The following is a 24,565-nucleotide window of genomic DNA, read 5'->3' as shown; positions in this document are numbered from 1 at the left end:
ATGAGCATAGATTCGTCCGACCTCTTTGGCCCGATCGAGCCGCCGCCCGCCGTGCGCACGGTGTCGGTGCTCGTACCCATGCCGGCGCCCAGGCCCTATTCCTATTCGGTGCCCGAGGGCATGGCGGTGGAGCCCGGCTCCGTGGTGCAGGTGCCGCTTGGGCCGCGCCAGGTGATGGGCGCCGTCTGGGAAGGGGGCGACGAGGGCGTCGATCCGAAGAAGCTTCGGCCGATCACCAAGGTGTTCGATTGCCCGCCGCTCTCAAAGGACATGCGCGATTTCGTCGACTGGGTGGCGAGCTATACGCTGTCGCCGCCGGGGCTGGTGGCGCGGATGGCGCTGCGCGTGCCGAACGCGTTCGATCCGGAACCGATGGTCGAGGGGCTGCGCTTCGTGGGCGGCGAGCCGGAGCGGATGACGCCGGCGCGTGCCCGCGTGCTCGATGCCGCCGGCGACGGGCTGTCGTGGACGCGTATCGGCCTGGCGCATGCGGCCGGGGTTTCGACCAGCGTCGTCGACGGGTTGATCGCGCAGGGGATCTTCGAGACGATCTTCCTGCCGCCGCCGCCGATCGTGGCGAAGCCGGATCCGGATTTCGCGCCGTCGCGGCTCGCCGGTCCGCAGAAGGAGGCGGCCGACGAGATCCTCGAAGAGGTCCGCAACGGCCAGTTCGCGGTGTCGCTGATCGATGGCGTCACGGGGTCGGGCAAGACCGAGGTCTATTTCGAGGCGATCGCCGAGACGCTGAAGCGCGGCAAGCAGGTGCTGATCCTGTTGCCGGAGATCGCACTGACGGCCAGTTTCCTCGAGCGCTTCCAGGATCGCTTCGGGGCGAAGCCCGCCGAGTGGCATTCCGATCTGGCGCCGAAGACGCGCGAGAAGGTCTGGCGGCAGGCGGTGACGGGGGAGGTCCGGGTCGTGGCGGGGGCGCGTTCGGCGCTGTTCCTGCCGTTCGAGGATCTCGGGCTGATCATCGTCGATGAAGAGCACGATCCCGCCTACAAGCAGGAAGATCGCGTCTATTACAATGCCCGCGACATGGCTGTGGTGCGCGCCCGGATCGGCGATTTCCCGCTCGTGCTGGTCTCGGCCACGCCGTCGGTGGAGAGCCAGGTCAACGGCCAGAGCGGGCGCTATACGACCATCCATCTGCCGACCCGTTTCGGCGACGCGGCGCTGCCGGATCTGCATCTGGTCGATATGCGCCGACATGCGCCGGAGCGCGGGGGGTTCCTGTCGCCGGTGCTCTTGAGGGCGATCGGCAAGACGGTGGAGAAGAAGCAGCAGGCGCTGTTGTTCCTGAACCGACGCGGCTATGCGCCGTTGACGCTTTGCCGGGTCTGCGGCCATCGCTTTCAGTGCCCGCAATGCTCCAGCTGGCTGGTCGAGCACCGGTTCAAGCGGCAGCTGCAGTGCCACCAGTGCGGCTATCACCAGCATACGCCCGAGGCCTGCCCGGAATGCGGCACGTTCGACCATCTCGTTGCCTGCGGGCCGGGGGTGGAGCGGATCGCGGAAGAGGTGGAGCGGCATTTTCCCGAGGCGCGGACCATCGTGCTCTCCTCCGACATCATGGGCGGGGTGAAGCGGCTCAGGCTGGAGCTCGACGCCATCGCCAAGGGCGAGGCGGATATCGTCATCGGCACGCAGCTGGTGGCCAAGGGGCATAACTTCCCCCTGATGACGCTGGTCGGCATCATCGACGCGGATCTCGGCCTGGCGAACGGCGATCCGCGCGCGGCCGAACGGACCTTCCAGCTGTTGTCGCAGGTGACGGGCCGCGCCGGGCGTACGGGTCTGAAGAGCCACGGCCTGCTGCAGACCTACCAGCCGCAGCACCCCGTGATGCAGGCGATTGTCTCGGGCGACGCGGGTGCCTTCTACGAGCGCGAGATCGCCGAGCGCGAGCGGGCGATCCTGCCGCCGTTCGGGCGGCTGGCATCGATCATCGTCTCGGCGGAAACAAGGCAGGATGCGGAGGGCCATGCGCGCAGCATGCGCAACGCAGCACCCCAGGTGACGGGCATTTCCGTGCTCGGGCCGGCCGAGGCGCCGCTGGCGCTGGTGCGCGGACGCCATCGCTTCCGGCTCCTCGTGCATGGTCGCCGGAACTCCGACATGCAGGCCTACCTGCGCACGATGCTGGCGCAATCGCCGAAAGAGCGCGGCTCCATTCACGTGCAGCTCGATATCGATCCGCAGAGCTTCCTTTAGAGCCCGCTGATCTCGGGCGTTTGCGGCCTGCCGATATCATGGCATAAGGGCTGCAAATCACAGTGATTTGGGGTCACATCATGGAATTCTACTTTCCGACGGAGCTGGGCGAGCAGCTTGCCTTCGGTGCCGCCGCATTTACCGCGCTTGCGGGCTTCATCATCATGTTCGCGCCGGGCTATGCGATGCGTCTCTTCGGGATGCAGGTGCGCGAGGGGCGCCGCGACGGTTATGCCGAGCTGCGCTCGATGGGCGGCTTCTATCTCGGCACCGGGCTGGCGGCGATCATGCTGGCGCAGAACTTCACCTATCTGGCGCTCGGCGCAGCCTTTGCGATGGCCGCATTCGCCCGCATCATCTCGCTGCTTTCCGACCGGGGAGGCACTATCATGAATTATGTACTTCTGGTTGTGCAGGTGATTTTGGCGGCGCTTCCGCTCGGTTATGTCTTCGGTTTCTTTTCCGCCTGAAACACGCCGATTTTGGAGTGGCGGTCTCTGGACCGTGAACGGTTTCGGCATTTTTGCGGCAGAAATCGATGCTAAAATAGGATTACGGCGTTACGCGTGTTGCGAGTCCCGATATCCTATGTTAGACGGACCCCGAATTTCGGAAGAAGCAAGAGGCTTCTCTTGCGATTTCTGGGGGAAATCATAACGAATTCAAGAATTTAAATCAGGCGCCCGCCGGAGGCCGGATTCTTGGGTTGAAATCAGGGAAATTTGTGCCCGTGGCAGACACGTCCCAGCTTACATCTGGTGTTGCAGAGCGATATGCCTCGTCGCTGTTCGAACTGGCGCTCGAGGAGGGTGCAGTCGCGAACGTGACCGCCGATCTCGACCGTTTTCAGGCGATGTTGGACGAGAGCGACGATCTGAAGCGCTTCATCTCCAGCCCGGTTTTCTCGGCTGAAGATCAGCTGAAGACGATCATCGCGATCAGCGAAAAGGCTGGCATCAGCGGGTTCGTTGCAAACTTCCTGAAGGTCGTGGCGCGCAATCGCCGCCTGTTTGCTCTCCCGGGCATGATCAAGGCCTTCCGTGTCATCGCTGCCAAGCAGCGTGGCGAAATTACCGCCGAGGTTACCTCGGCCCATGCGCTCGACGCAGCGCAGGAAACTGAATTGAAGGCGGCGCTGAAGGGCGTCACCGGCAAAGACGTGGCGGTCAACGTCACGGTTGATCCGTCAATTCTTGGTGGTCTGATCGTGAAGGTCGGGTCCCGTCAGATTGATACGTCTCTTCGTACCAAACTCTCTACCCTTAAGCTTGCATTGAAAGAGGTTGGCTGATGGATATCCGCGCCGCGGAAATTTCCGCAATTCTCAAAGATCAGATTAAAAACTTCGGCAAAGAGGCGCAGGTCTCGGAAGTCGGTCAGGTGCTCTCCGTCGGTGACGGTATCGCTCGCGTATACGGTCTGGACAACGTCCAGGCCGGCGAGATGGTCGAGTTCCCGGGCGGCATCCGCGGCATGGCGCTGAACCTTGAAGCCGACAACGTTGGTGTCGTTATTTTCGGTTCCGACCGTGCCATCAAGGAAGGCGATACCGTCAAGCGTACGGGCGCCATCGTTGACGTTCCGGTTGGTCCGGAACTGCTCGGCCGCGTTGTCGACGCTCTCGGCAACCCGATCGACGGCAAGGGCCCGATCAACGCGACCCGCCGTGCGCGCGTCGACGTCAAGGCTCCCGGCATCATTCCGCGTAAGTCGGTTCATGAGCCGATGTCGACCGGCCTCAAGGCCATCGACGCGCTCATCCCGGTTGGCCGTGGCCAGCGCGAACTCGTCATCGGCGACCGCCAGACCGGCAAGACCGCGATCATTCTCGACGCGATCCTGAACCAGAAGGCCATCCACGACAACGGCCCGGACAGCGAAAAGCTGTACTGCGTCTACGTCGCTATCGGCCAGAAGCGTTCGACCGTTGCCCAGTTCGTCAAGGTTCTCGAAGAACGCGGCGCAATGAAGTACTCGATCGTCGTCGCCGCGACCGCTTCGGACGCCGCTCCGATGCAGTACCTGGCACCGTTCGCCGGTTGCGCCATGGGCGAATACTTCCGCGACAACGGCCAGCACGCTCTGATCGGTTACGACGACCTTTCGAAGCAGGCTGTCGCCTATCGCCAGATGTCGCTTCTGCTGCGCCGCCCGCCGGGCCGCGAAGCTTACCCGGGCGACGTTTTCTACCTGCATTCGCGTCTCCTCGAGCGCGCTGCAAAGCTCTCCGACGAAATGGGCGCTGGCTCGCTGACGGCTCTGCCTGTCATCGAAACCCAGGGTAACGACGTTTCGGCGTTCATTCCGACCAACGTGATCTCGATCACCGACGGCCAGATCTTCCTTGAAACCGACCTGTTCTACCAGGGCATTCGTCCGGCCGTTAACGTCGGTCTGTCGGTTTCGCGCGTTGGTTCTGCCGCTCAGATCAAGGCCATGAAGCAGGTTGCCGGCTCGATCAAGGGCGAACTCGCCCAGTATCGCGAAATGGCCGCCTTCGCCCAGTTCGGCTCCGACCTCGACGCATCGACGCAGCGCCTGCTGAACCGCGGCGCCCGCCTGACCGAACTCCTGAAGCAGCCGCAGTTCTCGCCGCTGAAGACGGAAGAACAGGTCGCGGTGATCTTCGCCGGCGTCAACGGTTACCTCGACAAGGTCGCGGTCAATCAGGTCGGCAAGTTCGAGCAGGGCCTGCTGTCGTACCTCCGTTCCGAAGGTTCGGCGATCCTCGACACGATCCGTAGCGAAAAGGCCATCAGCGACGATACGAAGGGCAAGCTCACCGCTGCCATCGACAGCTTCGCGAAGTCTTTCTCGTAATCGGACCCAGTTAGGACGGATCACGGATGCCTTCACTTAAGGATCTGAAAAACCGGATCGCCTCCGTCAAGGCGACGCAGAAGATCACCAAGGCGATGAAAATGGTCGCCGCGGCGAAGCTTCGGCGTGCGCAGGAGGCGGCCGAGGCCGCCCGGCCCTATTCGCAGCGGATGAGTGCGGTCTTGGCGAACATCGCCAATGCCGTCACCGATGCCGATGGTGCGCCGGCTCTCATGACCGGTACAGGCAAGGATCAGGTTCACCTGCTCGTTGTCTGCACGGCTGATCGCGGCCTCTGCGGCGGTTTCAACTCGCAGATTTCCCGTTTTGCCCGCGATCATGCCCGCAAGCTGACCGCAGAAGGCAAGACGGTAAAGATCTTCACTGTCGGCAAGAAGGGCTACGACAGCCTGCGCCGCGAATTCCTGCCGCTCATCGTCGAGCGCAAGGAACTCCGCGACGTCAAGCGTGTCGCCTTCGAAAACGCCGACAGCATCGGCAAGCGCATCATCGAGATGTACGAAGCCGGTGAATTCGACGTCTGCACGCTCTTCTATTCCGAGTTCAAGTCGGTGATCTCGCAGGTTCCGACGGCACAGCAGCTCATCCCGGCTTCGGCTGGCGAGGCGGTTGCCGAGGACGCGGCACATGCGGGCGCGGTCTACGAATACGAGCCAGATCCGGCATCGATCCTCGAGGATCTGATTCCACGCAACATCTCGGTCCAGATTTTCCGCGCGCTCCTTGAGAACGTCGCCGGCGAAATGGGCGCCAAGATGAGCGCGATGGACAATGCGACGCGTAACGCTGGTGAAATGATCAACAAGCTGACGCTTTCCTACAACCGTCAGCGCCAGGCTCAGATCACCAAGGAACTCATTGAAATCATTTCGGGCGCGGAAGCGCTCTGAGGTAAGGGAAAGAGGGTAAGAAGATGGCTAAGGCAGCTACCCCCAAGAAGGCCGCGGCAGGCTCCGCCGGCAAGGTTACGCAGGTTATCGGCGCCGTCGTGGACGTTGCCTTCGAAGGCGAACTGCCGGCGATCCTGAACGCACTCGAAACCACGAACGGCGGCAACCGCCTCGTGCTCGAAGTCGCTCAGCACCTGGGTGAAAACGAAGTTCGTACGATCGCCATGGACTCGACCGAAGGTCTGGTTCGCGGTCAGCCGGTCTCCGACACGGGTGAGCCGATCACGGTTCCGGTCGGTCCGGAAACGCTCGGCCGTATCATGAACGTCATCGGCGAACCGGTTGACGAAGCCGGCCCGCTGGTCACTTCGGGCAAGCGCGCCATCCACCAGGACGCTCCTTCCTACGTCGACCAGTCGACCGAAGGCCAGATCCTTGTCACCGGCATCAAGGTCGTCGACCTGCTCGCTCCTTACGCAAAGGGCGGCAAGATCGGCCTGTTCGGCGGCGCCGGCGTCGGCAAGACCGTTCTGATCATGGAACTGATCAACAACGTCGCCAAGGCGCACGGTGGTTACTCGGTATTCGCAGGCGTGGGTGAACGTACCCGCGAAGGCAACGACCTCTACCACGAAATGATCGAATCGGGCGTCAACAAGCACGGCGGCGGCGAAGGCTCCAAGGCTGCGCTGGTTTACGGCCAGATGAACGAACCGCCGGGCGCACGTGCTCGCGTTGCTCTCACCGGTCTGACGATCGCTGAAGACTTCCGCGACAAGGGCCAGGACGTTCTGTTCTTCGTCGACAACATCTTCCGCTTCACGCAGGCAGGTTCCGAAGTGTCGGCTCTGCTCGGCCGTATTCCTTCGGCCGTTGGCTATCAGCCGACGCTGGCCACGGACATGGGCGCGATGCAGGAACGCATCACCACCACGACCAAGGGTTCGATCACCTCGGTTCAGGCGATTTACGTCCCCGCCGACGACTTGACCGACCCGGCTCCGGCCACCTCGTTCGCCCACTTGGACGCAACGACCGTTCTGTCGCGCTCGATCGCTGAAAAGGGTATCTACCCGGCCGTTGACCCGCTCGACTCCACGTCGCGCATGCTCGACCCGATGGTTGTCGGCGAAGAGCACTACGAAGTGGCTCGTAAGGTTCAGACGACGCTGCAGCGCTACAAGGCCCTGCAGGACATCATCGCCATCCTTGGCATGGACGAACTGTCGGAAGAAGACCGTCTGGCTGTTGCCCGCGCCCGCAAGATCGAGCGCTTCCTGTCGCAGCCGTTCTTCGTTGCCGAAGTCTTCACCGGTTCGCCGGGCAAGCTCGTCGCGCTCGAAGACACGATCAAGGGCTTCAAGGGCCTCGTCAACGGCGAATACGATCACCTGCCGGAAGCAGCCTTCTACATGGTCGGCTCGATGGAAGAAGCCATCGAAAAGGCCAAGAAGCTCTCCGCAGCCGCTTGATGCATTCACTTACGGCGCGCAGGGACCGTCCCCGCGCGCCGTCTCTCGTTTCAAAGACAATCAAGAAGTGAAACGTCATGGCTGACAATTTCAATTTTGAACTCGTATCTCCGGAGCGCCTGCTCTTGTCCGAGATGGTGACCGAAGTTGTCATTCCGGCAACCGAGGGCGAGATGACCGTCATGGCGAACCACGCGCCGACGATGACAACAATCAAGCCGGGCGTCGTGAGCGTTCGCTCCGCCAGCGGTGTCAAGAAGGACTTCGTGGTGTTCGGCGGCTTCGCCGACATCCTGCCGACCGGCTGCACGCTGCTCGCGGAATCCGCGATCCCTGTCGAAGACGTCTCCAAGGACGAACTCGACCGTCGCATCGACGCCGCCAAGTCTGAGCTCGAGGATGCCCAGCATCACGAGCACAAGTCCAAGCTGGAACACTTCATCATGGAAATGACGCACCTCCAGGGTGTCGTCAACAAGGACTGAGCCTTCCAGCTCTGACTGTCATCGAAGCGGCCGCAAGGCCGCTTTTTTGTTGCGCGGTCGAGGCTCTTCTCCGCCATTTAGAGCCTTTCCTGGTTAGCTTGAAGCATTCTGCCGGAGCAGGTTTTCGTCAGGGCAAAGGCGATTGGCGAAGGGCATACCCCGGGTACGGTCGAGCCGATCGCCTTTGATCCTGGTGGAAAGATGCCCGGCCCTTCGGGTTGGCTGAAACGGGCCGCCTGATCGTCCGGCCGGCTTGGCCGTATGCGTTGGCTACGACGCGCGCCGGCCGGACGACCATCCGACTCCGTTTGAGCCAACAGAATGCTTCAATCTAACCAGGAAAGGCTCTAAGACCGGTAGCGGTTGATCATTGGCGGATGCAGAGGCTATCCTTTGACCATGTCGGATCCGGATCGGTTCGGCCGCTGATGGGGAGGGTTTGATGTTTCATCCGAAGTTGTTCGAAAACCGCAACGTGGTGGTCACAGGTGCCGGCCGCGGGATCGGGCTCGAGGTCGCGAGACAATTTCTCGATTGCGGTGCGCGCGTTCTGGTTCACACCGGCCGGGACGGCGAGCGCACGTTGCCGGATTTCCTGCTGACAGCGGAAGAAGATCGCCGCGCCATCCTGATCGCCGGCGATTTTTCGTCGGGCGAGGGGTGCCAGGTTTTCGCCAATCAGGTGCTCGGCCATTTCAAGACGATCCACGCGCTCGTCAACAATGCGGGAACGATGTTCGGCCGGTTTCCGGCAGGCACGCTTACCGACGAGCAGTATGGCCAGGTGGTGCAGCTGAACCAGACGTCGGTCGTCGAGGTCACACGCGCGCTGCTGCCGGCGCTGAGGGCCGCTGGCGAGGCTGCGATCGTCAACACGGTTTCGATCTCGGCACTGACGGGCGGCAGCCCGGGCTCGGCGATCTACTCGGCCTCGAAAGCGTTCGTCTCGACCTATTCGAAGGCGCTCGCGCGCGAACTCGCGCCGGATGGCATTCGCGTCAACTGCATTTCGCCTGGAACGATCGAGACCGATTTCCACCAGCGCTATTCGTCCGCCGAGAAGCTGGAGCAGACCCGCAAGGGCATACCGCTGCAGCGGCTGGGGACGGCCGAGGATTGCGCGCCGGCCTATCTCTTCATGGCGGCGCCGTCGCTCTCTGGCTATGTGACCGGTCAGGTGCTGGAGATAAACGGCGGCCAGCTTATCTGCTGATTACGTGACTTTTTTTGGCACTTTAGGAGATCCAAATTATCCGGCCTTGCGTACGTGTTATGAGCACTTGTCATTTTTGATATATATGCAAGCAGAGACATAACATGCACTTGCCGACACCTCGATCGGGTATGGCCGATCACGAATTGCAGGGGTTTTCGACCAAAGCTCGGGCAGCAAGTGAACTTCTGAAAGCGCTGGCTCATCATACGCGGTTGCTCATCCTGTGCATTCTCGCGGAAGAGGAGAAGACCGTCAGCGAGATCGAGGACATTCTCGGCATGCAGCAGGCCATGGTCTCGCAACAGCTCGCCCGCCTGCGTCTCGAGGGCCTGGTCAATACCCGCCGCGAGGGACGCATGATCTACTACAGCGTCGGCCACTCCGGCACGGTGTCGCTGCTCAAGTCACTGTTCGTGATGCTGCCCGAGGTGGTCGAGCAGCAGGGGTAAGGCGCTTTCAGGTGTCCGGCGACCAGTCGGGCGGGGCCATCTCGAAGCTCGAAAATTCGAAGCCGGGCGAAACCGTGCATCCGACCAGCGTGTAGTCGCCCAGCGTCTCGGCCGATTGCCACCAGTTGGCGGGGATGATCGCCTGCGGGCGCTGACCGCCGAGGATATCCGTCCCAAGCATCAGCGTCTCGCTTCGTCCGCCATCTTTCGCGCGATGCAGCGCCAATGGGGCGCCGGCATAATAGTGCCAGACCTCGGCCGCGTCGTGGACGCGGTGCCAGTGCGAGCGCTGGCCGGATTTCAGCAGATAATAGATCGCCGTCGAGTGCCCGCGCCCGTCACCTTCGCTGTCGCGGTAGGTCTGGATGTAGAAGCCGCCCTCGGGGTGCGGCTCCAAATTCAGTTCGCGGATGATGTCGTCGGCTGACATCGGCGCCGGCGCCATCAGAAATTATCCTTGCGCTTGCGGATCTCGGCGAAGACCTCTTCGTTGGTCTTGGTTTCCATCAACAGGTTGCGGCGGATGGCGGGGTCGCCGGCGCGGAGGAACGGGTTGGTTTCCTTTTCGAGCGCGAGCGTTGTCGGGATGGTGAACCTGCCCTCGGCGCGCAAGGCCTCGATCTCGGCAGCGCGGGCCTTCAGCCGCTCGTTATCCGGGTCGATGGTCAGCGCGAAGCGGGCGTTGGAGAGTGTATATTCGTGGCCGAAATAGATCGCGGTCTCATCGGGCAGCACGGCGAGCTTCTGCAGCGAGTGCCACATATCGGCCGGCGGGCGTTCGAACAGCCGGCCACAGCCGAGCGCGAACAGCGTGTCGGCGGCAAAGAGCAGCTTGTCGTCTGTGAAGTGGTAGCAGATGTGGCCGGCGGTGTGGCCGGGGGTCTCGATGACGCGGACGGGGTGTTCGCCGAACAGGAAGGTGTCGTCGTCGGACATCGTCATGTCGAGGCCGGGGATCGCCACCGCCTCGTTGATCGGGCCGATGATCTCGCAGCCGTACTTCTCCTTCAGCGCCAGATTGCCCTCGACGTGGTCGGTGTGGTGGTGGGTGGTGAAGATGTGGCTGATCGTCCAGCCGCGACGGTCGGCAGCGGCGATGACGGCATCGGCATCGGGGGCGTCGATGGAGGCGGTGAGGCCGGTCTCGGGATCATGAACAAGCACGCCGAAATTATCGGTGCGGCAGAGAAAAACGTCTAAATCCAAAGGTTTCATAATCTAAAGTGCCTCTTTATCTCGGACTGAACCCGAATGTAGAGGCTGCGGCCTTGAAGTCCAACCGCTCACTGATAACATTTATCGCAATGCACGCAGATATCGTCGACCTACGCCAGTTCTATCATTCCGACCTCGGCCGCATCGCCGAGCAGTCGATCGCCATGGCGCTCTCCTCGCTCTGGGTGCGGCTGCCACAGGAGCGGCTGGTGGGCATCGGCTATGCCGTGCCGTTCCTCGATCGCTTCCAGGCCGATACCGAACGCACCTTCGCCTTCATGCCGGCGGGGCAGGGCGCCGTGAACTGGCCGATGGGCTCGCTGTCGTCGACGGCGTTGATCTTCGACGAGGAGCTGCCGCTGCCGGATTCGTCGATCGACCGGGTGCTGATGGTGCATTCGCTGGAGTTCGCGGAGAACCCGCGCGAGACGCTGAAGGAGCTTTGGCGGGTGCTGGCGCCGGGCGGGCGGCTGGTGATCGTGGTGCCGAACCGGCGCGGCGTCTGGGCGCGGCTGGAGCACACGCCTTTCGGCTCTGGGCGGCCGTATTCGCGGGGTCAGCTGACGCATCTGTTGCGCGAGACGAATTTTACGCCCGGCGCCTCGGCAGAAGCGCTTTTGTTTCCGCCGTCGAAGCTGCGGACGATGATGCGGCTGCGCGGCGCATTCGAATATGTCGGGCGGGCGCTCTGGCCGGCCTTTTCCGGGGTTATCGTCGTCGAGGCGCAGAAGCGGCTCTATCAGGGCCTGCCGGTGGCGGTGCGGGCGTCGCGGCGTGTGTTCGTGCCGGTGCTGTCGCCGCATGGCGTGCCGACGACGCGGACGCGGTAGGGTGAGGTTTTCCCTTCTCCCCCACGGGGAGAAGGTGGCCCAAAGGGCCGGATGAGGGGGGCTTCGGGCTCGGAGCCCACCTCGTCGTTTTGTTGTCGGCAATTAGTGAAGGTTGTGCCGTTGGCCCCCTCATCCGCCTGCCGGCACCTTCCCCCCGCTGGGGGAAGAGACTCGTGGCGTGGCGCTCGCCCTACTTTCTTCCCTACCCTCCGAAGGGGGAGAGGAACCACTGATCACTCCCCGCACCACTCGACAACGCCCCATTTCCGTTCTATTGCCTCAAGGCAATTTCCAGCCGGACACTCCGGCCTTTTCCAAGGTTGATCCCATGAGCGTAGAGACGAGCAAGCCTGTTCCCCGTGCCGGTATTCTTGATATCGCGGCCTATGTGCCCGGCAAGGAACATGCGCCGGGTGTCTCGCGCGTCTACAAGCTCTCGTCGAACGAAACGCCACTCGGCGCCAGCCCGAAGGCGATTGCCGCCTATCGGGCGGCGGCCGACAATCTCGAGCGTTATCCGGATGGGCAGGCCGTCGAGCTGCGCGAGGCGATCGCGGCGGTGCATGGGCTTAACCCGGCTAACATTCTCTGCGGCAACGGCTCGGATGAGCTGCTCGGCCTGCTCTGCCACGTCTATCTGGCGCCGGGCGACGAGGCGATCATCACCGAGCATGGCTTCCTGGTCTACAAGATCCAGATCATGGGCGCCGGCGCTACCGTCGTCACGGTCAAGGAGAAGGAAGCGACCGTCGATGTCGACGCGATCATCGCCGCCGTGACCGAGAAGACCAAGATGGTGTTCATCGCCAACCCCGGCAATCCGACCGGCACCTATGTTCCCGTCAGCGAGATCCGCCGCCTGCATGCAGCATTGCCGAAGAATGTCGTGCTGGTGCTGGATGCCGCCTATGCCGAATATGTGCGCCGCAACGACTATGAATCCGGTATCGAGATCGTGTCGTCGAACCCGAACGTGGTCATGACCCGGACCTTCTCGAAGGTCTACGGCCTGGCGGCGCTGCGCGTCGGCTGGATGTATGCGCCCGCCGATATCGTCGATGCGCTGAACCGCGTGCGTGGACCGTTCAACATGAACATGGCGGCGATCTCGGCCGGTGCGGCGGCCATCCGCGACCAGTCCTTCATGCAGGAAGCCGTCGCCTTCAACCAGATGTGGATCGACAAGCTGACCGGCGCCTTCGAGGCGATCGGGCTCAAGGTCACGCCGTCGGTCACCAATTTCGTGCTGATCCATTTCCCCGATGTGGACGGCAAGCGCGCCGACGAGGCCGATGAGTTCCTCACCAGCCGCGGCTATATCCTGCGCGCGGTGAAGGGCTACGGCTTCAAGAATTCGCTGCGCATGAGCGTCGGTCCCGAAGAGGCCAACCGCGGCGTCATCGAGGCGCTCGGCGAGTTTATGGGACGGAAAGCATGACGGTCCAGTTCGATCGCATCGCGCTCATCGGCATCGGCCTGATCGGCTCGTCGCTGGCGCATGACATCAAGCGGTTGGGGCTGGCGAAGGAGGTGGTCATCGCCACCCGCAGCGCCGAGACGCTGAAGCGGGCGGAAGAGCTTGAGCTCGGTGACCGCTACACGACGTCTTCGGCCGAAGCGGTCAAGGATGCTGATCTCGTCATCGTATCGGTGCCCGTGGGCGCGTCGGAGGCGGTTGCCAAGGAGATTGCCGGTAGCCTGAAGCCGGGCGCCATCGTCACCGATGTCGGCTCGACCAAGGCGTCCGTCATCGCGCAGATGCAGCCGCATATGCCTGGCAACGTCCATTTCATTCCCGGCCACCCGCTGGCGGGCACGGAAAAGTCGGGGCCGGATGCCGGCTTCCCCGGCCTCTTTGCTGGCCGCTGGTGCATCTTCACGCCGCTCGAGGGGACGGATGAGACGGCGCTCAAGGCACTCAGCCGGTTCTGGGAGACGCTGGGCTCGAAGATCGATGTGATGGACCCCGAGCATCACGACAAGGTGCTCGCCATCGTCTCGCACCTGCCGCATCTGATCGCCTTCAATATCGTTGGCACGGCCGATGATTTGGGCACGGTGACGGAATCGGAAGTGATCAAGTATTCCGCCTCCGGCTTCCGCGATTTTACGCGTCTGGCGGCCTCCGACCCCACCATGTGGCGGGATGTGTGCCTGCACAACAAGGATGCGATCCTTGAGATGCTGGCGCGGTTTTCCGAAGATCTCGCCTATCTGCAGCGGGCGATCCGCTGGGGCGAGGGCGACAAGATCTTCGACCTCTTCACCCGCACCCGCGCCATCCGCCGCTCGATCATCGAGGCCGGCCAGGATGTCGACGCGCCGGACTTCGGGCGGCCGCATACGCTTGATAAGAAGGGGTAAGGTCCGAGGCGGACCGCCATCTCCCCTTCAACAGAGATGAGGGAGGCGTCGGCGTCACGTTATGACGCGTGGCGTGTTCCTAGCCCCAGCATAAACCTCAAATCGGCGGGATCTGGCCGAGCGGGATGAAGCCGCTGACGGTGGCGTTGCCGCGCTGGACGACGAGGTCGACGGAGACGTTTCCGCCGCCGCCGGCCATGGCCTTCAGGAGCTTGGCGGCGGTATCGACGGTCTTGGCGATATCGGGGAAGCCCTGCTTGATGCTGTCGCGCCAGGCGTTGACGTCCTCGATCTGCAGCTTGAACTGGGCGGTCAGATAGCCCTCCTCGTCGAAGGAGAAGGGGCCTGATAGCGTCATCACCTTGCCGTCGCCCATATCGGCCACCGCCTTGCGAAGCTCGCCGCTGGCACCATAGAGGCCCTTCTCGTCGCTGCCGTCGATCATGCCGGCCTTGCCCGCCAGTGTAACATCCGCGCTGGTCGAGAGCTTGGGCAGGACCTGCGGCCAATCCTTGATCACCGTCTGCGCGTCGGTCAGCGAGATCGCGCCGTCGAGATCGGCGCCGTTCTGGCGCAGGTGCAGCTCGGTGTGGGCGGCGTCGAAGTTGATCGTCTGGCCAGTGGCAGAGGAGACGGCGGTGGCCTTCAGGCCGTCGATAATGGTCGAGGAGTGGTCGATGCCCTTCAGCTTGGTGACGAGGCTCGACTGCAGGTTCGTCCACTCGGCGTTGACCGACAGGCCGCGCGCGGTGCGGATTTCGGCGGGCGAATCAAGTTCCCAGACGATATGGCCGGGGGCGTAGACCTGGGCTGCCGAGCGCAGGGCGCCGAAGCTAGCCGATACGCCGTTGACGTTGTCGTCGACATCCACCTTCGAGCAGAAGAGGCCGATGCGGAAGGGGAAGCCGCGGAAGTCGATATCGGCGCATTCGCCTGATACGCCGGCCTTGTTACCGGGGCCGATCGCCGTCAGAACCGTGCTCTTCAGCGTCGAGGCGGCATAGAACCAGCCGCCGGTATAGAGTGCGACCACGAGAACGATGCCTGCCCCCAGCAACCAGAATTTCTTGCCGCTACGAGATTGGCTTGACGCTGCCATGATGTTCTCCAATGGTTGTCCGCAAATTAGAATCTCGGTCTGGCTTGGGATATGGACGAATTTTGGGTGTTTGGCTACGGATCGCTGATGTGGAATCCGGGCTTCGCGTTTGTTGAACGGTCACAAGCGCTTATTCATGGCTATCGGCGATCTCTCTGCGTTCGCTCGTGGGTGCATCGGGGCACCGAGCAGAATCCGGGGCTGGTGCTGGGGCTCGATCGCGGGGGATCGTGCCGCGGCATGGCGTTTCGCGTCGCGGGCGAGGATTGGGACGAGGTCATTGGCTATCTCAGAGAACGCGAACTGGTGACCAACGTTTATCTGGAGCGTCAGGTTCCGCTGCAGCTTGCAGGCGGGCGCGGGGTCAAGGGCGTCGCCTATGTCGTCGACCGCGACCACACGCAATATGCCGGTTCGCTGGATACGATGGCGGCGGCGCGTATCGTGCATCAGGCGCAGGGGAAATCCGGGCCGAACGACGCCTATGTCTTCAACACGCTGGCGCATCTCAAAGAGATGGGCATTCGCGACCACTGGCTGGAAGACGTGGTCGACGAGGTGGAGCGGTTGCGGGCGGCTTGAGGGGCGTAGGCCAAGGCGCTGTGCGCCTCAGCCGGGCCAAGCCGCTGCACGCCTTAGCCGGTCGTTGCGGCGTTCTGCTTGCGCAGTTCTTCCAGGCGCTGGAGTGCCGTGGGCGGCAGCGGCAGGTTTGGGTTGCGCGCGGCGTCGCCCATCAGGATCTCGTCGCTGGCGCGTTCGGTCACCTCGATCAGGTGCGCGAAGAAGGCATCCGGGTCCATGCCGGGTTCGATCGGCTTCAGGATGCGCACCTTGTAGTGGCCGGGATAGCGCATGGTCGAGCGGCGCGGCCAGAAGAGGCCGGGCTGCATGGCGACAGGGACAACAGGCAGCTGCAGGTCGCGATACATGCGGGCGATACCGTATTTGTAGACCGGCTCGGCGCCCGGCGGGCGGCGGGTGCCCTCGGGATAGATGATCAACTGGCGGCCGGTGGCGAGTTCTTCCTTGGTGCGGCGCAGCGCCTCGACCATGACCTTGCCGCGCGCGCCGCGATTGATCGGGATCATCCGCTGCTTCTTGGCGTACCAGCCGAAGAGCGGGATCCACATGAGTTCGCGCTTCAGGATATAGACCGGATCCTTGAGCCAGGGGAGGAGCGCGTAGGTGTCCCAGAAGGACTGGTGCTTGGGCGCGAGGATATAGCCGCCCTCGGGCAGGTTCTCCAGGCCCTCGATCTCGAAGGTGGTGCCGACGATCTTTTCCATCAGCCAGTGATTGGAAAGCGCCCAGTTCTTCGGGATGCGATAGGCGCTCCGGCGCGGCGCCAGGAAGTAATAGGGCGAGAACACGATCATTTGCAGAATGAGATTGGCGTAGAAGATCGTGTTGAAGAGAACGGAACGCAGGGCGATCATGAAGTTTCCCGAGGCCTAAATCCGCCAGACGGGCGGCACAGCCGTCCTACACGATATTCTCCGGCAGAAAAAGCGCTGATCGGCTCAGGTATCGCCTTCGGCGGAGCGCAGGCCCGGGTGGCGGAAGAGGCCGGTCAGGTTGCGGGCGCCGGCAAAGAGCAGCTTGCCGTATTCGGCCAGCATGACGCGCATGGCGTTGGGATCGGTGAACCAGTTGCTGTTCTTCAGATCGGTGTTGACCACGGGATAGGGCACGAACTGGGTTTCGGGATCGACATAGGCGAGTTCGGCCAGGCTGCGCGGCATGTGGTAGTTGTTGGTGACGATCAACACGCTCTTGTAGCCCTTGGCGTGGATCCAGTTGGTCGCTTCCTCGGCATTGCCGATCGTGTCGAGCGCGTCGTAGCCGATGTCGACGCAGCAATCGAAGAGATCGGGCGCTGCCTGCGTCATCTTGCGGATCTGGTTGCGGGTGGTGGTCGGGTGCACGCCCGAGATCAACAGGCGCTTGCCGGCGCCCTTCTGCAGGAGTTCCACGGCCTGGTCGATGCGCTGGTAGCCGCCTGTCAGTACGACGATGGCGTCGGCATGCGGATCGAGCGGCGGCTTCAGGGTCGTGACCGAATCCGCGAAGAACAGAAAGCCACCGAAAACCAGGGCGATCGCGAGCACGAAGGTGACGCCACCCCAGCGCAGCATGCGGCGAACGGGACCACGGCGCGCGGGCTCGCTCTCGGAGCGGGAAAGCTCCGTTTTCGGGCGAATCGGGTCGTGCGACATGCGGCTCATGCTCATGAATCGAAAAATATACGCAGATTAGGGCGGCGAACAGACGCTTTCATGGCAAAATGCAGCCCGTAATCTTAATTCGGAAGGCCGTCGGCGCGGGTGGGATCGGAGCGCAGCGTGTCGATTTCGTAGATGGTGCGCATGACCGTTAGCCGGGCAGTGAAGGTGGTCAGGAGGGCGATGACGATCATCGTCGCAAAGATGCCGGCATAGCCGAGCGCGCCCACCGAGAAGGTGCCGAAGAGCGCTGTCGCCTGGTCGGTCTGCGGCGTCGCCAGCGTGCGGCTCTGCAAAAAGCCGGCGCTCATGAAGAAGAGGGCGGCAAGTGCTGAGCCGACGGCGGAGCCTTTGAGGCTGATCTTCAGGAAATGCTTCTGGAACTCGTTGGCGACGAAGGAACTCTCGGCGCCGACGAAATGCAGGACTTCGACGATGTGCCTGTTGCCGGACAATGCGCCACGGGTGGCGAAGACCACGGTCAGGACCATGGCGGAGAAGACCAGCAGCAGCACGCCGGTGCCGATCATGACTGTCGTATGCGCCATCGAGACCAGGCGATCGACCCAGGTGCGGTGATCGTCGAGCGAGGATTGCGGAATGCTCTCCTTCAGCATGGCGCGCATCGCGTCGAAATCGGGCGGATTGCTCTCGTCGATGGTGATGATGACGAGGCGGGGAACGGGCAGTTCCTTGATATCGAGGCCGGTGCCGAGCCAGGGTTCAAGCAGGCGCGCGGTGGCGGCCTCGTCGACGATCTGGCCGTCCTTGGTGCCGACGAAGGTAAGCGCGATGCGGCGGGCGTCATTCAGCGCCTTGTCTATGTCCAGCCCGTCGTCCGGCTTGATCTGTATGGTAATCTCGCGGGAAATCTGGCTTTCCCAGCTTGCGGCCGTCGAGCGCACCATGGAGACGCCGCCGAGCGTCAGGCAGGCGAGAAAGGCCATGATCGCGATCACGACCATCAGCGCATTGCCCTGGATATTGGCGGACGGCAGGATCGGCGCGGTCGGGCGCACCTTCATCTCGGGGCGTTTCTGACCCTTGGAGGCTGCTGGCGCTGCGGGGCGGGCGGTTGGCTCAGTCATGGATGTCGAGGTGCCCTTCCGAGAGGATCATCCGGCGGGCGTCCACCTGGTCCATCAGCGTCAGATCGTGGGTGGCGATCACGACGGCGGTTCCCAGGCGATTGAGTTCGAGGAAGAGGTTCAGGAGGCGGCGCGCCATCGGCGGATCGACGTTGGCGGTCGGCTCGTCGGCGAGCAGGATCTCGGGGCGGTCGATGAGGGCGCGGGCGATCGCGGCGCGCTGCTTCTCGCCGCCGGAGAGCACCGGGGGCAGCACGTTGATGCGCTCGCCGAGGCCGACCCATTTCAGGAGTTCCAGCACGTCGGTCTTGTAGGAGCTCTCATCCTTGCCGCGCACGCGCAACGGCAGCGCCACGTTCTCATAGGTGGTGAGATGGTCGAGCAGGCGGAATTCCTGGAAGATGATGCCGACGCGGCGGCGCAGAAGCGGTAGCTCGGTGCGGGGTATATCGGTGATGTCGCGCCCGAACATGCGGATCAGCCCGCGTGTCGGCTGCAGCGAAAGAAACAGAAGCCGAAGCAGCGTGGTCTTGCCGGCGCCGGAGGGGCCGGTCAGGAACTGGAAGGATTTCTTCGGGATGTCGAAGGTCAGGTCCCGGAGGATTTCCGGTCCCATTCCATAGCGCAAACCGACATTCTCGAAGTGGATCAACGGGCCGCTCAGTTTCTTGTTGTTTCACCGCATGACTTGTTAACCAGATCCGTTAACAACGGGTAAATTTCGCCGGAAAGACGCCTGTTTGATGGCGGCATTTGCGAAGCATTAACCAATAAAATTTACGAGTAGAGAGGATTCGTTTCAATGCCCGCCTCCAAGGTTGGGCGTGAAAGCAGTGGATACCGGAAAGGCGGTCGTCATGACATCCTCCTCGTTCAAGCGCCAGGCACCCGGGCGGGCCTACGATTTCCTGCCGCCGGAGGCCGTGAAGCGCGAGCACCGGCAAAGCCGTCCCGCCGATATCGCCGACGCCGAGTTCGTCGTCATCGGCAAGCAACGCGGGCCTGATTTCAACGATCGCAGTTTCAAGGGCCGCAGCTTCAACGACAACAGCCGCAGCGCCGGTGCTCGGCCGTCGCCACGTGCAGCGCAAGCAGCGCCGGTTCAGGCACCATCCTTCGTACAAGCCGCCGAGGCCTGGCTGCAGCAGGCCTCGCTCAAGCATTTCTCCGTGCTTGTGGTGGCACTCTGCGTGCTCGTCTTCGGTCTCTCCGGCGGGTTCTCCGGTCTGTCTGCTTCCAACGCTGCCGTCGATACCGATCCGCTGCACTTCACCCATGTGACGGCGACGCCGCGCGATGCCAATGGCATGCGTGTGCTGCTTATCAACGGCATCATCGACAATGTCAGCGGCACGACGCAGATGGTGCGGCCGATCCGCGCCAATCTCTACGCCGACGAAAAACTGGTCGCCAGCGTGGTGATCAATGCGCCCGCCGACGTGATCTATGGCGGCCAGAGCCGCGGGTTCTCCTCCAGGATACAGTATCCCGGTGGAAAAACGCCCGAGGTTCGGCTCGCTTTCATGCCCTAAAGCGCACCGCGATCCTGTGCGCGACATGCTTTATGGGGTGTTTCGCCGCGCGGTTTGTGCTAACGGCTTGTGCTTGTTTTCAGGGAGCAAGCCTTCATGCCTGTGGTGCGCGGTAAGAATATCGATCCTCTTTTCACGGCCGAGATGATTGCCGAGCGCAATCATGCCATCGCCCGGGAGATCGCGAAGGGACCGACCAAGGACCTGCTCGTCATCGCCGTCCTCAAGGGCTCGTTCATTTTCGCGGCCGACCTTATCCGCGCGCTGCATGACAGCGGGCTTGCGCCCGAGGTCGAGTTCATCACGCTGTCGAGCTACGGCACCGGCACGGTTTCGCAGGGTGTCAGGATCGTCAAGGATATCGACAGCGAGGTGAAGGATCGCGACGTTCTCCTGATCGACGACATTCTCGAATCCGGCCGTACGCTGAAATTCGCCAAGGAACTGCTCTATGAGCGCGGCGCCCGCAACGTCACCATCGCCGTGCTGCTCGACAAGAGCGTCAAGCGCAAGGAAAAGCTGGAAGCGGATTATGTCGGCTTCGAATGCCCCGACTATTTCGTCGTCGGCTACGGCATGGACGTGGCCTATGCCTTCCGCGAACTTCCCTTCGTGGGCGTCGTCACCGGCGACGCGTAAACGTGCCATTTCAAGACGGGTTGTTAACCATCCCGTCCATCGCCCGGTTCATTGCCTTCGGCCGTTTACCACTCGCAAAGGAAAGTCGTGTGATTTGCGGGTAGGGCATGAAACGGAGCAATGCACACCATGGCAAGAATTCTGATTACGGAAGACGAAGATTCCCTGCGTTCTTTCGTAGCCCGCGCTTTGCGCCTCGACGGTCATGAGACCGAAGAAGCGGCTGACGGTGCGGAAGGGCTGGAGAAGCTCAACATCGGCGGTTACGACCTGCTGCTGTCGGATATCCGCATGCCCGTGATGGATGGCATCGAACTCGCACACCAGGCGAAGTCGGCCTTTCCGGCGCTGAAGATCCTTTTGATGACCGGCTATGCCGAACAGCGCGAACGCGCCGATGACCTCGCCGAGAAGATCGTCGATGTCGTGTCGAAGCCATTCGCGCTTCCCGATATCCGCAAGGCGGTCGCGCGCGCTCTGGCTGCCTGAGATAGCTCGGTAATGCCATTCAAGGCCGGCGCTCTCGCCGGCTTTTTCAGTTTTGCGGCTGAATGAACTTGCCCTCGAAGCGCACGCGAAAATTCCGGCGCTGCGGGTCTTCCTTGAAGCAGACGAAGATCAGTTCGATGTCCTCGGCATGGTCGCGCTTGTCGAGCAGGCTGAGGGTGACGACGAGCACGCCGTCATAGGCGCGCGTTAGCCTGAAGGCGGCGTTGCGGATGTCGTTTGCGTCGGGATCCTTGCGGTCGTCGCGGCGCTCATAGACCACCCAGAAAGGGCAGATGTCCCAGGTGGCGCGGAAGATCTCCGTCATTTCGGCCTGGAACTGCTCGGCATGCATGTTCGGGCCCCAGGTCAGCGTCTGCTCACCTTCGTCGGCGACGACGTTCAGATAGCCGTCATAGTCATTGCCGTGCTCGGACAGGGCATTGCCGATCATCTCGAATGCCGTGTTTTCGTCGATTACCGTCTTGAAGAGAATTGCCATCGAATCGCTATCGTTCGTCGCCTGCCGCCGCGACATTACGAAGCTTCCGCGGTTTTGGAATAGCCCCATACGGGTGAAAAGCCGCTGTTCGGGGCAGGTTTGAAATCAAGAATATATCCTGCGTCTTATTGAATATCGAGCAGGCGTTCAAGATAGCGCCGTTCCATCTCCTGTGAAGGGTTGTTGCCCAGCTTTTCTCTGATGGCATCGAGGATTTCGCGGGCGCGCTGCACGTCGATCTCGTCGGGCACCTTCACCTGATCGCCGAAGTCTGGACCGTCGGCGCGGCGCGGACGGCCGAGCGGATCGCGGCCGTTCTGGTTGCCCTGGCCGACCTGACCCTGCGGCCCCTGACCCTGGCCTTGCTGGCCCTGCTGCGCCTGCATCATCTGGTTCATCATGTCGCGGGCGCCCTGGCGCAATGCTTCCAGCGCGCGGCCCTGACCCTGGATGGCCGGCTCGCCGCGGCCCTGGCCAAGCTCGCGGCCGGCGCCTTCCATCTCGCGCTGCGCCTGACCGAAGCCCTGGCCGGGCTTCATGCCCATGTCGCCGAGGCTCTTCTGCATTTCGCCGAGCTGCTTGCCGAGCTGGTCCTGGCGCTCGCGCAGTTGCTTCAGCGCCTCGCGCAGCTGTTCGGCCGTCATCTCGTCCGATGGGTTCTGGCCCTGCTGGCCTTGCTGGCCCTGTTGCTGCTGGCCCTGCTGGTTCTGGCCTTGCTGGCCCTGTTGTTGCTGCTGATCCTGCGGCATGCCGTCATTGTCCATCGGCATGTCGTTCAGAAGCGGGTCGTTCATCCCCAGGTCGGGGTTCATGTTGTTGGGGTCGCCGCGCTGCATGCGGTCCTTCAGCTGCTGGTCGAGCTTGAAGGTCTCTTCCATCAGCTTCTGCTGGTCGCGCAGGATCTGGCCGAGCTTGTCCATCTGCTGGCGCATCTGGCTGTTGTCCTGGCCCTGTTGCTGCTGGCCGCGCTGCGGGCGACCGGCCTGCATGTTGTTCATCATCCGCTGCAGCTCCGACAGCATCTGCTGGGCGGCGTCGCGGTTGCCGGAGCGGGCCAGATTTTCGATCTGGTCCATCATCCGCTCCAGATCCTGCTGGCGAATGACGTTCTGGGCGTTCTGGTTGGGCTGCATCGGCGCATTCTGCATGCGCTGTGCCAGCTCCTTCATGTAGTCCTGCATCGCCTTGCGCAGCTCGTCCATGAGCTTCTTGACCTCGGCGTCGGGCGCATTGCGCTGCAGGGCGTCGGCAAGGTTCTGCTGGGCGTTGCGCAGGTTGCGCTCGGCTTCAGAGAGATTGCCGTCCTCCATGCCGATGGCGATGTCCCAGAGATAGTCGGCGGTATCCTTCAGCGCCTCGTCGCCCTTGGCGAGCTTCATGCGCTGGCGGGCGGATTCGATCAGCAGGTAATTTGTGAGGTTGGGGATCGTCTCTTCCGGGCGCAGCGTCAGTGCCTCGTTGAGCGCAATCGCCTCGGGCATCTTGCGGGTGTCGAGCGCGAAGGTCTGGCGCTGCTCGGCGACGGCGGCGGCAAGCGGCTCGCTGAAGGGTCGGGCGGGCAGCGTCATCTCGTGCGGCGGGCTGCGGCCCGTCTGGCCGGCGGCGTCCTTGGCGATCAGCGTGATGCGCACGCGCTTGCCCGCGAGCGGATGCTCGGTGAGGTTCTTGCTGGCCACACCCTTGGCGTCGCGGGCGTTGCGGCGCGGAATGTCGAGCTTGTATTCGGGCAGCGGATAGAGGGGCGTGGCGCTCGTGTCCGTCTCGACAGGCACGATTTCGGCCGTGGCTTCCTGGACGCCGTAATCGTCCTTGATCGTGTAGCCGATCTCCAGCGCGCCGTTGACTGTCGGTTTCGGCAAGCCGTTGAAGGCGATCTCGGGCGCCTTGTCCGGGATAACGTCGAAGGCCCATTTGCGGCCGTTGACCTCGAGCGTGCCGTTTTCCTCGAGCTTCATCAGATGCGTGGAGGCGGTCTGCTGCTGGGGCGTTGCCGCTGCAGGCTGCTGACCCTCGGCCGTTGCCGGAGCAGGTGTCGCGGGTGTTCCCGAAGCGGGTGCGTTCGGCGTGGCGGCGGGGTTTTCAGCGGCGGCGATCTCTATGCGCTGGCCGTCCTCGCGGGCGAAGACAACCTTCTCGTCGGCCTTGCCGCCGGAGACGCGCACGGTGAGGTTGGACGATTGCGGGATCTTGATCGCGCCCTGCTCGCTGCCGGTCGCGGTGAGATAGACGGGGGCGCGGCCGGTATAGGTGGGCGGGGTGATCCAGGCGTCGATGCGCACGGCCGGGTCGGTCGCCTGGGCCTGCGGGCGCGGCTGCAGCGCGTCGCTGATCGAGCCGCCGTTCGTCGAGAGCGAATAGCCGAAGGCGACGACGATCAGAAGGGCCGGGATGGCGCGCAGCGCCCAGCGGTCATGCGAGGCGATATCGGGCTGCGGGAAGCCGGCATCCAGCGAGGCGATCTTCTCGGCCATGCGGGTCTGGTGCTCGCGCCACAGCGCACGGGCGAAGGGCGTGTCGAAGGCCGGCTCGTCTTCCTGCACGGCGACCGGCTGATGCGGCAAGCCGTTGCGCTCTTCCAGCAGCCGGTCGGCGGCGGCCGAACCCGGCCAGTGCAGCTTGCGGAAGGGATAGAGCGTCGCCAGCAGCCCGAGGCCGAAGCCGAATAGCAGCACGATGCGCAGCCAATCGGGAACGATGCGGAAGACGCCGAACCAGGATGCGGCGAGATACAGCGCTGCGAGCGACAGGATGGGCAGGGTGAGAGGCAGCACCTGCTCGAACAGCAACACGCATTGGGCGGTCAGGCGCTTTGCCGCCACCAGTCGCGCGAGCGACGGCTTCAGGGCAAAGGCACCTTTCTTTTCGCTCTTGGTGCTGTTCTTCAATCCGGTCTCCGCGATCTGGCGTTAGGGGCCTGGCGTTAAAGGGCAGAGAGGGCTTGCGCGGCGGCGACCGGGCAAGACGGTATGCGGAAAGGATAACACTCTTTGTGGCGAAGACGAGGGCAGGGGCCGGTCAATG

Annotated in this window: 25 protein-coding genes; 16 read left to right on the top strand and 9 right to left on the bottom strand. The window is 62.9% G+C overall.

The window, feature by feature from the left end; all coding sequences use genetic code 11:
• The 9 genes from ACODTZ_RS25915 to ACODTZ_RS25875 all read left to right on the top strand — a co-directional run bounded on the left by ACODTZ_RS25915 (nt 1) and on the right by ACODTZ_RS25875 (nt 9,567).
• Nucleotides 1-2,214, top strand: a complete 2,214-nt coding sequence (locus ACODTZ_RS25915; protein ID WP_113011871.1) for a primosomal protein N' — start codon at nt 1-3, stop codon at nt 2,212-2,214.
• An 80-nt stretch (nt 2,215-2,294) separates the two neighbouring features.
• Nucleotides 2,295-2,684, top strand: coding sequence for an AGROH133_08824 family phage infection protein (locus tag ACODTZ_RS25910; protein WP_111565144.1), 390 nt, complete (start codon nt 2,295-2,297; stop codon nt 2,682-2,684).
• Nucleotides 2,685-2,938: 254 nt separating this feature from the next.
• Complete coding sequence (locus ACODTZ_RS25905) at nt 2,939-3,505, top strand: F0F1 ATP synthase subunit delta (RefSeq protein WP_026283540.1); 567 nt, start codon at nt 2,939-2,941, stop codon at nt 3,503-3,505.
• Nucleotides 3,505-5,034 carry a F0F1 ATP synthase subunit alpha gene (gene atpA / locus ACODTZ_RS25900; protein ID WP_018901475.1) on the top strand — a complete coding sequence of 510 codons (1,530 nt, stop codon included), beginning with the start codon at nt 3,505-3,507 and terminating at the stop codon, nt 5,032-5,034. The genes ACODTZ_RS25905 and atpA overlap by 1 nt, the downstream gene beginning before the upstream one ends.
• A gap of 26 nt (nt 5,035-5,060) precedes the next feature.
• A complete protein-coding gene (locus ACODTZ_RS25895) occupies nt 5,061-5,945 on the top strand; it encodes a F0F1 ATP synthase subunit gamma (RefSeq protein WP_018901476.1) in 885 nt (294 codons plus the stop codon).
• Between the two features lie 23 nt (nt 5,946-5,968).
• Complete coding sequence (gene atpD / locus ACODTZ_RS25890; protein ID WP_018901477.1) at nt 5,969-7,417, top strand: F0F1 ATP synthase subunit beta; 1,449 nt, start codon at nt 5,969-5,971, stop codon at nt 7,415-7,417.
• A gap of 77 nt (nt 7,418-7,494) precedes the next feature.
• Entirely contained in the window at nt 7,495-7,902 is a 408-nt protein-coding gene (locus ACODTZ_RS25885) for a F0F1 ATP synthase subunit epsilon (protein ID WP_018901478.1), read from the top strand.
• A 442-nt stretch (nt 7,903-8,344) separates the two neighbouring features.
• Nucleotides 8,345-9,115 (top strand): SDR family NAD(P)-dependent oxidoreductase, encoded by a 771-nt coding sequence (locus ACODTZ_RS25880; RefSeq protein WP_489029185.1) that lies wholly within the window; start codon nt 8,345-8,347, stop codon nt 9,113-9,115.
• Between the two features lie 104 nt (nt 9,116-9,219).
• A complete protein-coding gene (locus tag ACODTZ_RS25875) occupies nt 9,220-9,567 on the top strand; it encodes an ArsR/SmtB family transcription factor (RefSeq protein ID WP_111565142.1) in 348 nt (115 codons plus the stop codon).
• Nucleotides 9,568-9,574: 7 nt separating this feature from the next.
• On the opposite strand, the gene ACODTZ_RS25870 is transcribed toward ACODTZ_RS25875, so the two are convergent.
• Together ACODTZ_RS25870 and gloB are read right to left on the bottom strand one after the other, a co-directional pair.
• On the bottom strand, nt 9,575-9,997 hold the full coding sequence (locus ACODTZ_RS25870) for a cupin domain-containing protein (protein ID WP_209234587.1): 423 nt from the start codon (nt 9,995-9,997) through the stop codon (nt 9,575-9,577).
• Between the two features lie 14 nt (nt 9,998-10,011).
• Nucleotides 10,012-10,782 (bottom strand): hydroxyacylglutathione hydrolase, encoded by a 771-nt coding sequence (gloB, locus tag ACODTZ_RS25865; RefSeq protein ID WP_209234381.1) that lies wholly within the window; start codon nt 10,780-10,782, stop codon nt 10,012-10,014.
• 53 nt (nt 10,783-10,835) lie between these two features.
• On the opposite strand from gloB, the gene ACODTZ_RS25860 reads away from it, so the two are divergent.
• The 3 genes from ACODTZ_RS25860 to ACODTZ_RS25850 all read left to right on the top strand — a co-directional run bounded on the left by ACODTZ_RS25860 (nt 10,836) and on the right by ACODTZ_RS25850 (nt 13,976).
• Nucleotides 10,836-11,612, top strand: coding sequence for a class I SAM-dependent methyltransferase (locus tag ACODTZ_RS25860; RefSeq protein ID WP_209234380.1), 777 nt, complete (start codon nt 10,836-10,838; stop codon nt 11,610-11,612).
• Between the two features lie 328 nt (nt 11,613-11,940).
• The gene (hisC, locus tag ACODTZ_RS25855; protein WP_489029182.1) at nt 11,941-13,050 is read left to right on the top strand and encodes a histidinol-phosphate transaminase; all 1,110 of its coding nucleotides are present in this window, start codon (nt 11,941-11,943) and stop codon (nt 13,048-13,050) included.
• A complete protein-coding gene (locus tag ACODTZ_RS25850) occupies nt 13,047-13,976 on the top strand; it encodes a prephenate/arogenate dehydrogenase family protein (RefSeq protein ID WP_047508689.1) in 930 nt (309 codons plus the stop codon). Before hisC ends, ACODTZ_RS25850 begins: the two co-directional genes overlap by 4 nt.
• 97 nt (nt 13,977-14,073) lie before the next feature.
• On the opposite strand, the gene ACODTZ_RS25845 is transcribed toward ACODTZ_RS25850, so the two are convergent.
• A complete protein-coding gene (locus ACODTZ_RS25845; protein WP_489029180.1) occupies nt 14,074-15,075 on the bottom strand; it encodes a DUF2125 domain-containing protein in 1,002 nt (333 codons plus the stop codon).
• A 51-nt stretch (nt 15,076-15,126) separates the two neighbouring features.
• Between ACODTZ_RS25845 and ACODTZ_RS25840 the strand changes: the two genes are divergently transcribed.
• On the top strand, nt 15,127-15,657 hold the full coding sequence (locus tag ACODTZ_RS25840) for a gamma-glutamylcyclotransferase (protein WP_113011864.1): 531 nt from the start codon (nt 15,127-15,129) through the stop codon (nt 15,655-15,657).
• Between the two features lie 53 nt (nt 15,658-15,710).
• Here the strand turns inward: ACODTZ_RS25840 and ACODTZ_RS25835 are convergent, their stop codons facing one another.
• The 4 genes from ACODTZ_RS25835 to ftsE form a co-directional block, all read right to left on the bottom strand.
• Nucleotides 15,711-16,511: a lysophospholipid acyltransferase family protein gene (locus ACODTZ_RS25835; RefSeq protein WP_489029178.1), complete on the bottom strand. Its 801-nt coding sequence runs from the start codon at nt 16,509-16,511 to the stop codon at nt 15,711-15,713.
• A gap of 84 nt (nt 16,512-16,595) precedes the next feature.
• Nucleotides 16,596-17,291 carry a YdcF family protein gene (locus ACODTZ_RS25830; protein WP_289730244.1) on the bottom strand — a complete coding sequence of 232 codons (696 nt, stop codon included), beginning with the start codon at nt 17,289-17,291 and terminating at the stop codon, nt 16,596-16,598.
• Between the two features lie 83 nt (nt 17,292-17,374).
• Nucleotides 17,375-18,385 carry a cell division protein FtsX gene (locus ACODTZ_RS25825; RefSeq protein WP_026283547.1) on the bottom strand — a complete coding sequence of 337 codons (1,011 nt, stop codon included), beginning with the start codon at nt 18,383-18,385 and terminating at the stop codon, nt 17,375-17,377.
• Nucleotides 18,378-19,037, bottom strand: a complete 660-nt coding sequence (gene ftsE / locus ACODTZ_RS25820) for a cell division ATP-binding protein FtsE (protein WP_018901491.1) — start codon at nt 19,035-19,037, stop codon at nt 18,378-18,380. Before ftsE ends, ACODTZ_RS25825 begins: the two co-directional genes overlap by 8 nt.
• A gap of 205 nt (nt 19,038-19,242) precedes the next feature.
• On the opposite strand from ftsE, the gene ACODTZ_RS25815 reads away from it, so the two are divergent.
• The 3 genes from ACODTZ_RS25815 to ACODTZ_RS25805 all read left to right on the top strand — a co-directional run bounded on the left by ACODTZ_RS25815 (nt 19,243) and on the right by ACODTZ_RS25805 (nt 21,045).
• Nucleotides 19,243-19,917 carry a hypothetical protein gene (locus ACODTZ_RS25815; protein WP_489029175.1) on the top strand — a complete coding sequence of 225 codons (675 nt, stop codon included), beginning with the start codon at nt 19,243-19,245 and terminating at the stop codon, nt 19,915-19,917.
• Between the two features lie 96 nt (nt 19,918-20,013).
• Nucleotides 20,014-20,556 carry a hypoxanthine phosphoribosyltransferase gene (gene hpt, locus ACODTZ_RS25810; protein ID WP_018901493.1) on the top strand — a complete coding sequence of 181 codons (543 nt, stop codon included), beginning with the start codon at nt 20,014-20,016 and terminating at the stop codon, nt 20,554-20,556.
• Nucleotides 20,557-20,685: 129 nt separating this feature from the next.
• On the top strand, nt 20,686-21,045 hold the full coding sequence (locus tag ACODTZ_RS25805; RefSeq protein WP_026283548.1) for a response regulator: 360 nt from the start codon (nt 20,686-20,688) through the stop codon (nt 21,043-21,045).
• 46 nt (nt 21,046-21,091) lie between these two features.
• Here the strand turns inward: ACODTZ_RS25805 and ACODTZ_RS25800 are convergent, their stop codons facing one another.
• On the bottom strand, nt 21,092-21,544 hold the full coding sequence (locus ACODTZ_RS25800; RefSeq protein WP_111565151.1) for a hypothetical protein: 453 nt from the start codon (nt 21,542-21,544) through the stop codon (nt 21,092-21,094).
• A 125-nt stretch (nt 21,545-21,669) separates the two neighbouring features.
• Nucleotides 21,670-24,429, bottom strand: a complete 2,760-nt coding sequence (locus ACODTZ_RS25795; protein ID WP_489029171.1) for a TIGR02302 family protein — start codon at nt 24,427-24,429, stop codon at nt 21,670-21,672.
• Nucleotides 24,430-24,565 lie beyond the last annotated feature (136 nt).

The sequence above is a fragment of the Rhizobium sp. FG113 genome (assembly GCF_057809895.1).
The sequence above is the reverse complement of the archived record's forward strand: the minus strand, read 5'-3'. Positions and strand labels throughout refer to the sequence as shown.

Bases quoted from the DNA above. Each gene is read 5' to 3' on its own strand.
- ACODTZ_RS25885 (WP_018901478.1), top strand. From the start codon at position 7,495: ATGGCTGACAATTTCAATTTTGAACTCGTATCTCCGGAGCGCCTGCTC.
- hpt (WP_018901493.1), top strand. From the start codon at position 20,014: ATGCCTGTGGTGCGCGGTAAGAATATCGATCCTCTTTTCACGGCCGAG.
- ACODTZ_RS25835 (WP_489029178.1), bottom strand. From the start codon at position 16,511: ATGATCGCCCTGCGTTCCGTTCTCTTCAACACGATCTTCTACGCCAAT.
- ACODTZ_RS25915 (WP_113011871.1), top strand. From the start codon at position 1: ATGAGCATAGATTCGTCCGACCTCTTTGGCCCGATCGAGCCGCCGCCC.
- ACODTZ_RS25800 (WP_111565151.1), bottom strand. From the start codon at position 21,544: ATGGCAATTCTCTTCAAGACGGTAATCGACGAAAACACGGCATTCGAG.
- ACODTZ_RS25840 (WP_113011864.1), top strand. From the start codon at position 15,127: ATGGACGAATTTTGGGTGTTTGGCTACGGATCGCTGATGTGGAATCCG.
- ACODTZ_RS25805 (WP_026283548.1), top strand. From the start codon at position 20,686: ATGGCAAGAATTCTGATTACGGAAGACGAAGATTCCCTGCGTTCTTTC.
- ACODTZ_RS25895 (WP_018901476.1), top strand. From the start codon at position 5,061: ATGCCTTCACTTAAGGATCTGAAAAACCGGATCGCCTCCGTCAAGGCG.
- hisC (WP_489029182.1), top strand. From the start codon at position 11,941: ATGAGCGTAGAGACGAGCAAGCCTGTTCCCCGTGCCGGTATTCTTGAT.
- ACODTZ_RS25815 (WP_489029175.1), top strand. From the start codon at position 19,243: ATGACATCCTCCTCGTTCAAGCGCCAGGCACCCGGGCGGGCCTACGAT.
- ACODTZ_RS25910 (WP_111565144.1), top strand. From the start codon at position 2,295: ATGGAATTCTACTTTCCGACGGAGCTGGGCGAGCAGCTTGCCTTCGGT.
- ACODTZ_RS25875 (WP_111565142.1), top strand. From the start codon at position 9,220: ATGCACTTGCCGACACCTCGATCGGGTATGGCCGATCACGAATTGCAG.
- atpD (WP_018901477.1), top strand. From the start codon at position 5,969: ATGGCTAAGGCAGCTACCCCCAAGAAGGCCGCGGCAGGCTCCGCCGGC.
- ACODTZ_RS25830 (WP_289730244.1), bottom strand. From the start codon at position 17,291: ATGTCGCACGACCCGATTCGCCCGAAAACGGAGCTTTCCCGCTCCGAG.
- atpA (WP_018901475.1), top strand. From the start codon at position 3,505: ATGGATATCCGCGCCGCGGAAATTTCCGCAATTCTCAAAGATCAGATT.
- ACODTZ_RS25845 (WP_489029180.1), bottom strand. From the start codon at position 15,075: ATGGCAGCGTCAAGCCAATCTCGTAGCGGCAAGAAATTCTGGTTGCTG.
- gloB (WP_209234381.1), bottom strand. From the start codon at position 10,782: ATGAAACCTTTGGATTTAGACGTTTTTCTCTGCCGCACCGATAATTTC.
- ACODTZ_RS25870 (WP_209234587.1), bottom strand. From the start codon at position 9,997: ATGTCAGCCGACGACATCATCCGCGAACTGAATTTGGAGCCGCACCCC.
- ACODTZ_RS25825 (WP_026283547.1), bottom strand. From the start codon at position 18,385: ATGACTGAGCCAACCGCCCGCCCCGCAGCGCCAGCAGCCTCCAAGGGT.
- ACODTZ_RS25880 (WP_489029185.1), top strand. From the start codon at position 8,345: ATGTTTCATCCGAAGTTGTTCGAAAACCGCAACGTGGTGGTCACAGGT.
- ACODTZ_RS25850 (WP_047508689.1), top strand. From the start codon at position 13,047: ATGACGGTCCAGTTCGATCGCATCGCGCTCATCGGCATCGGCCTGATC.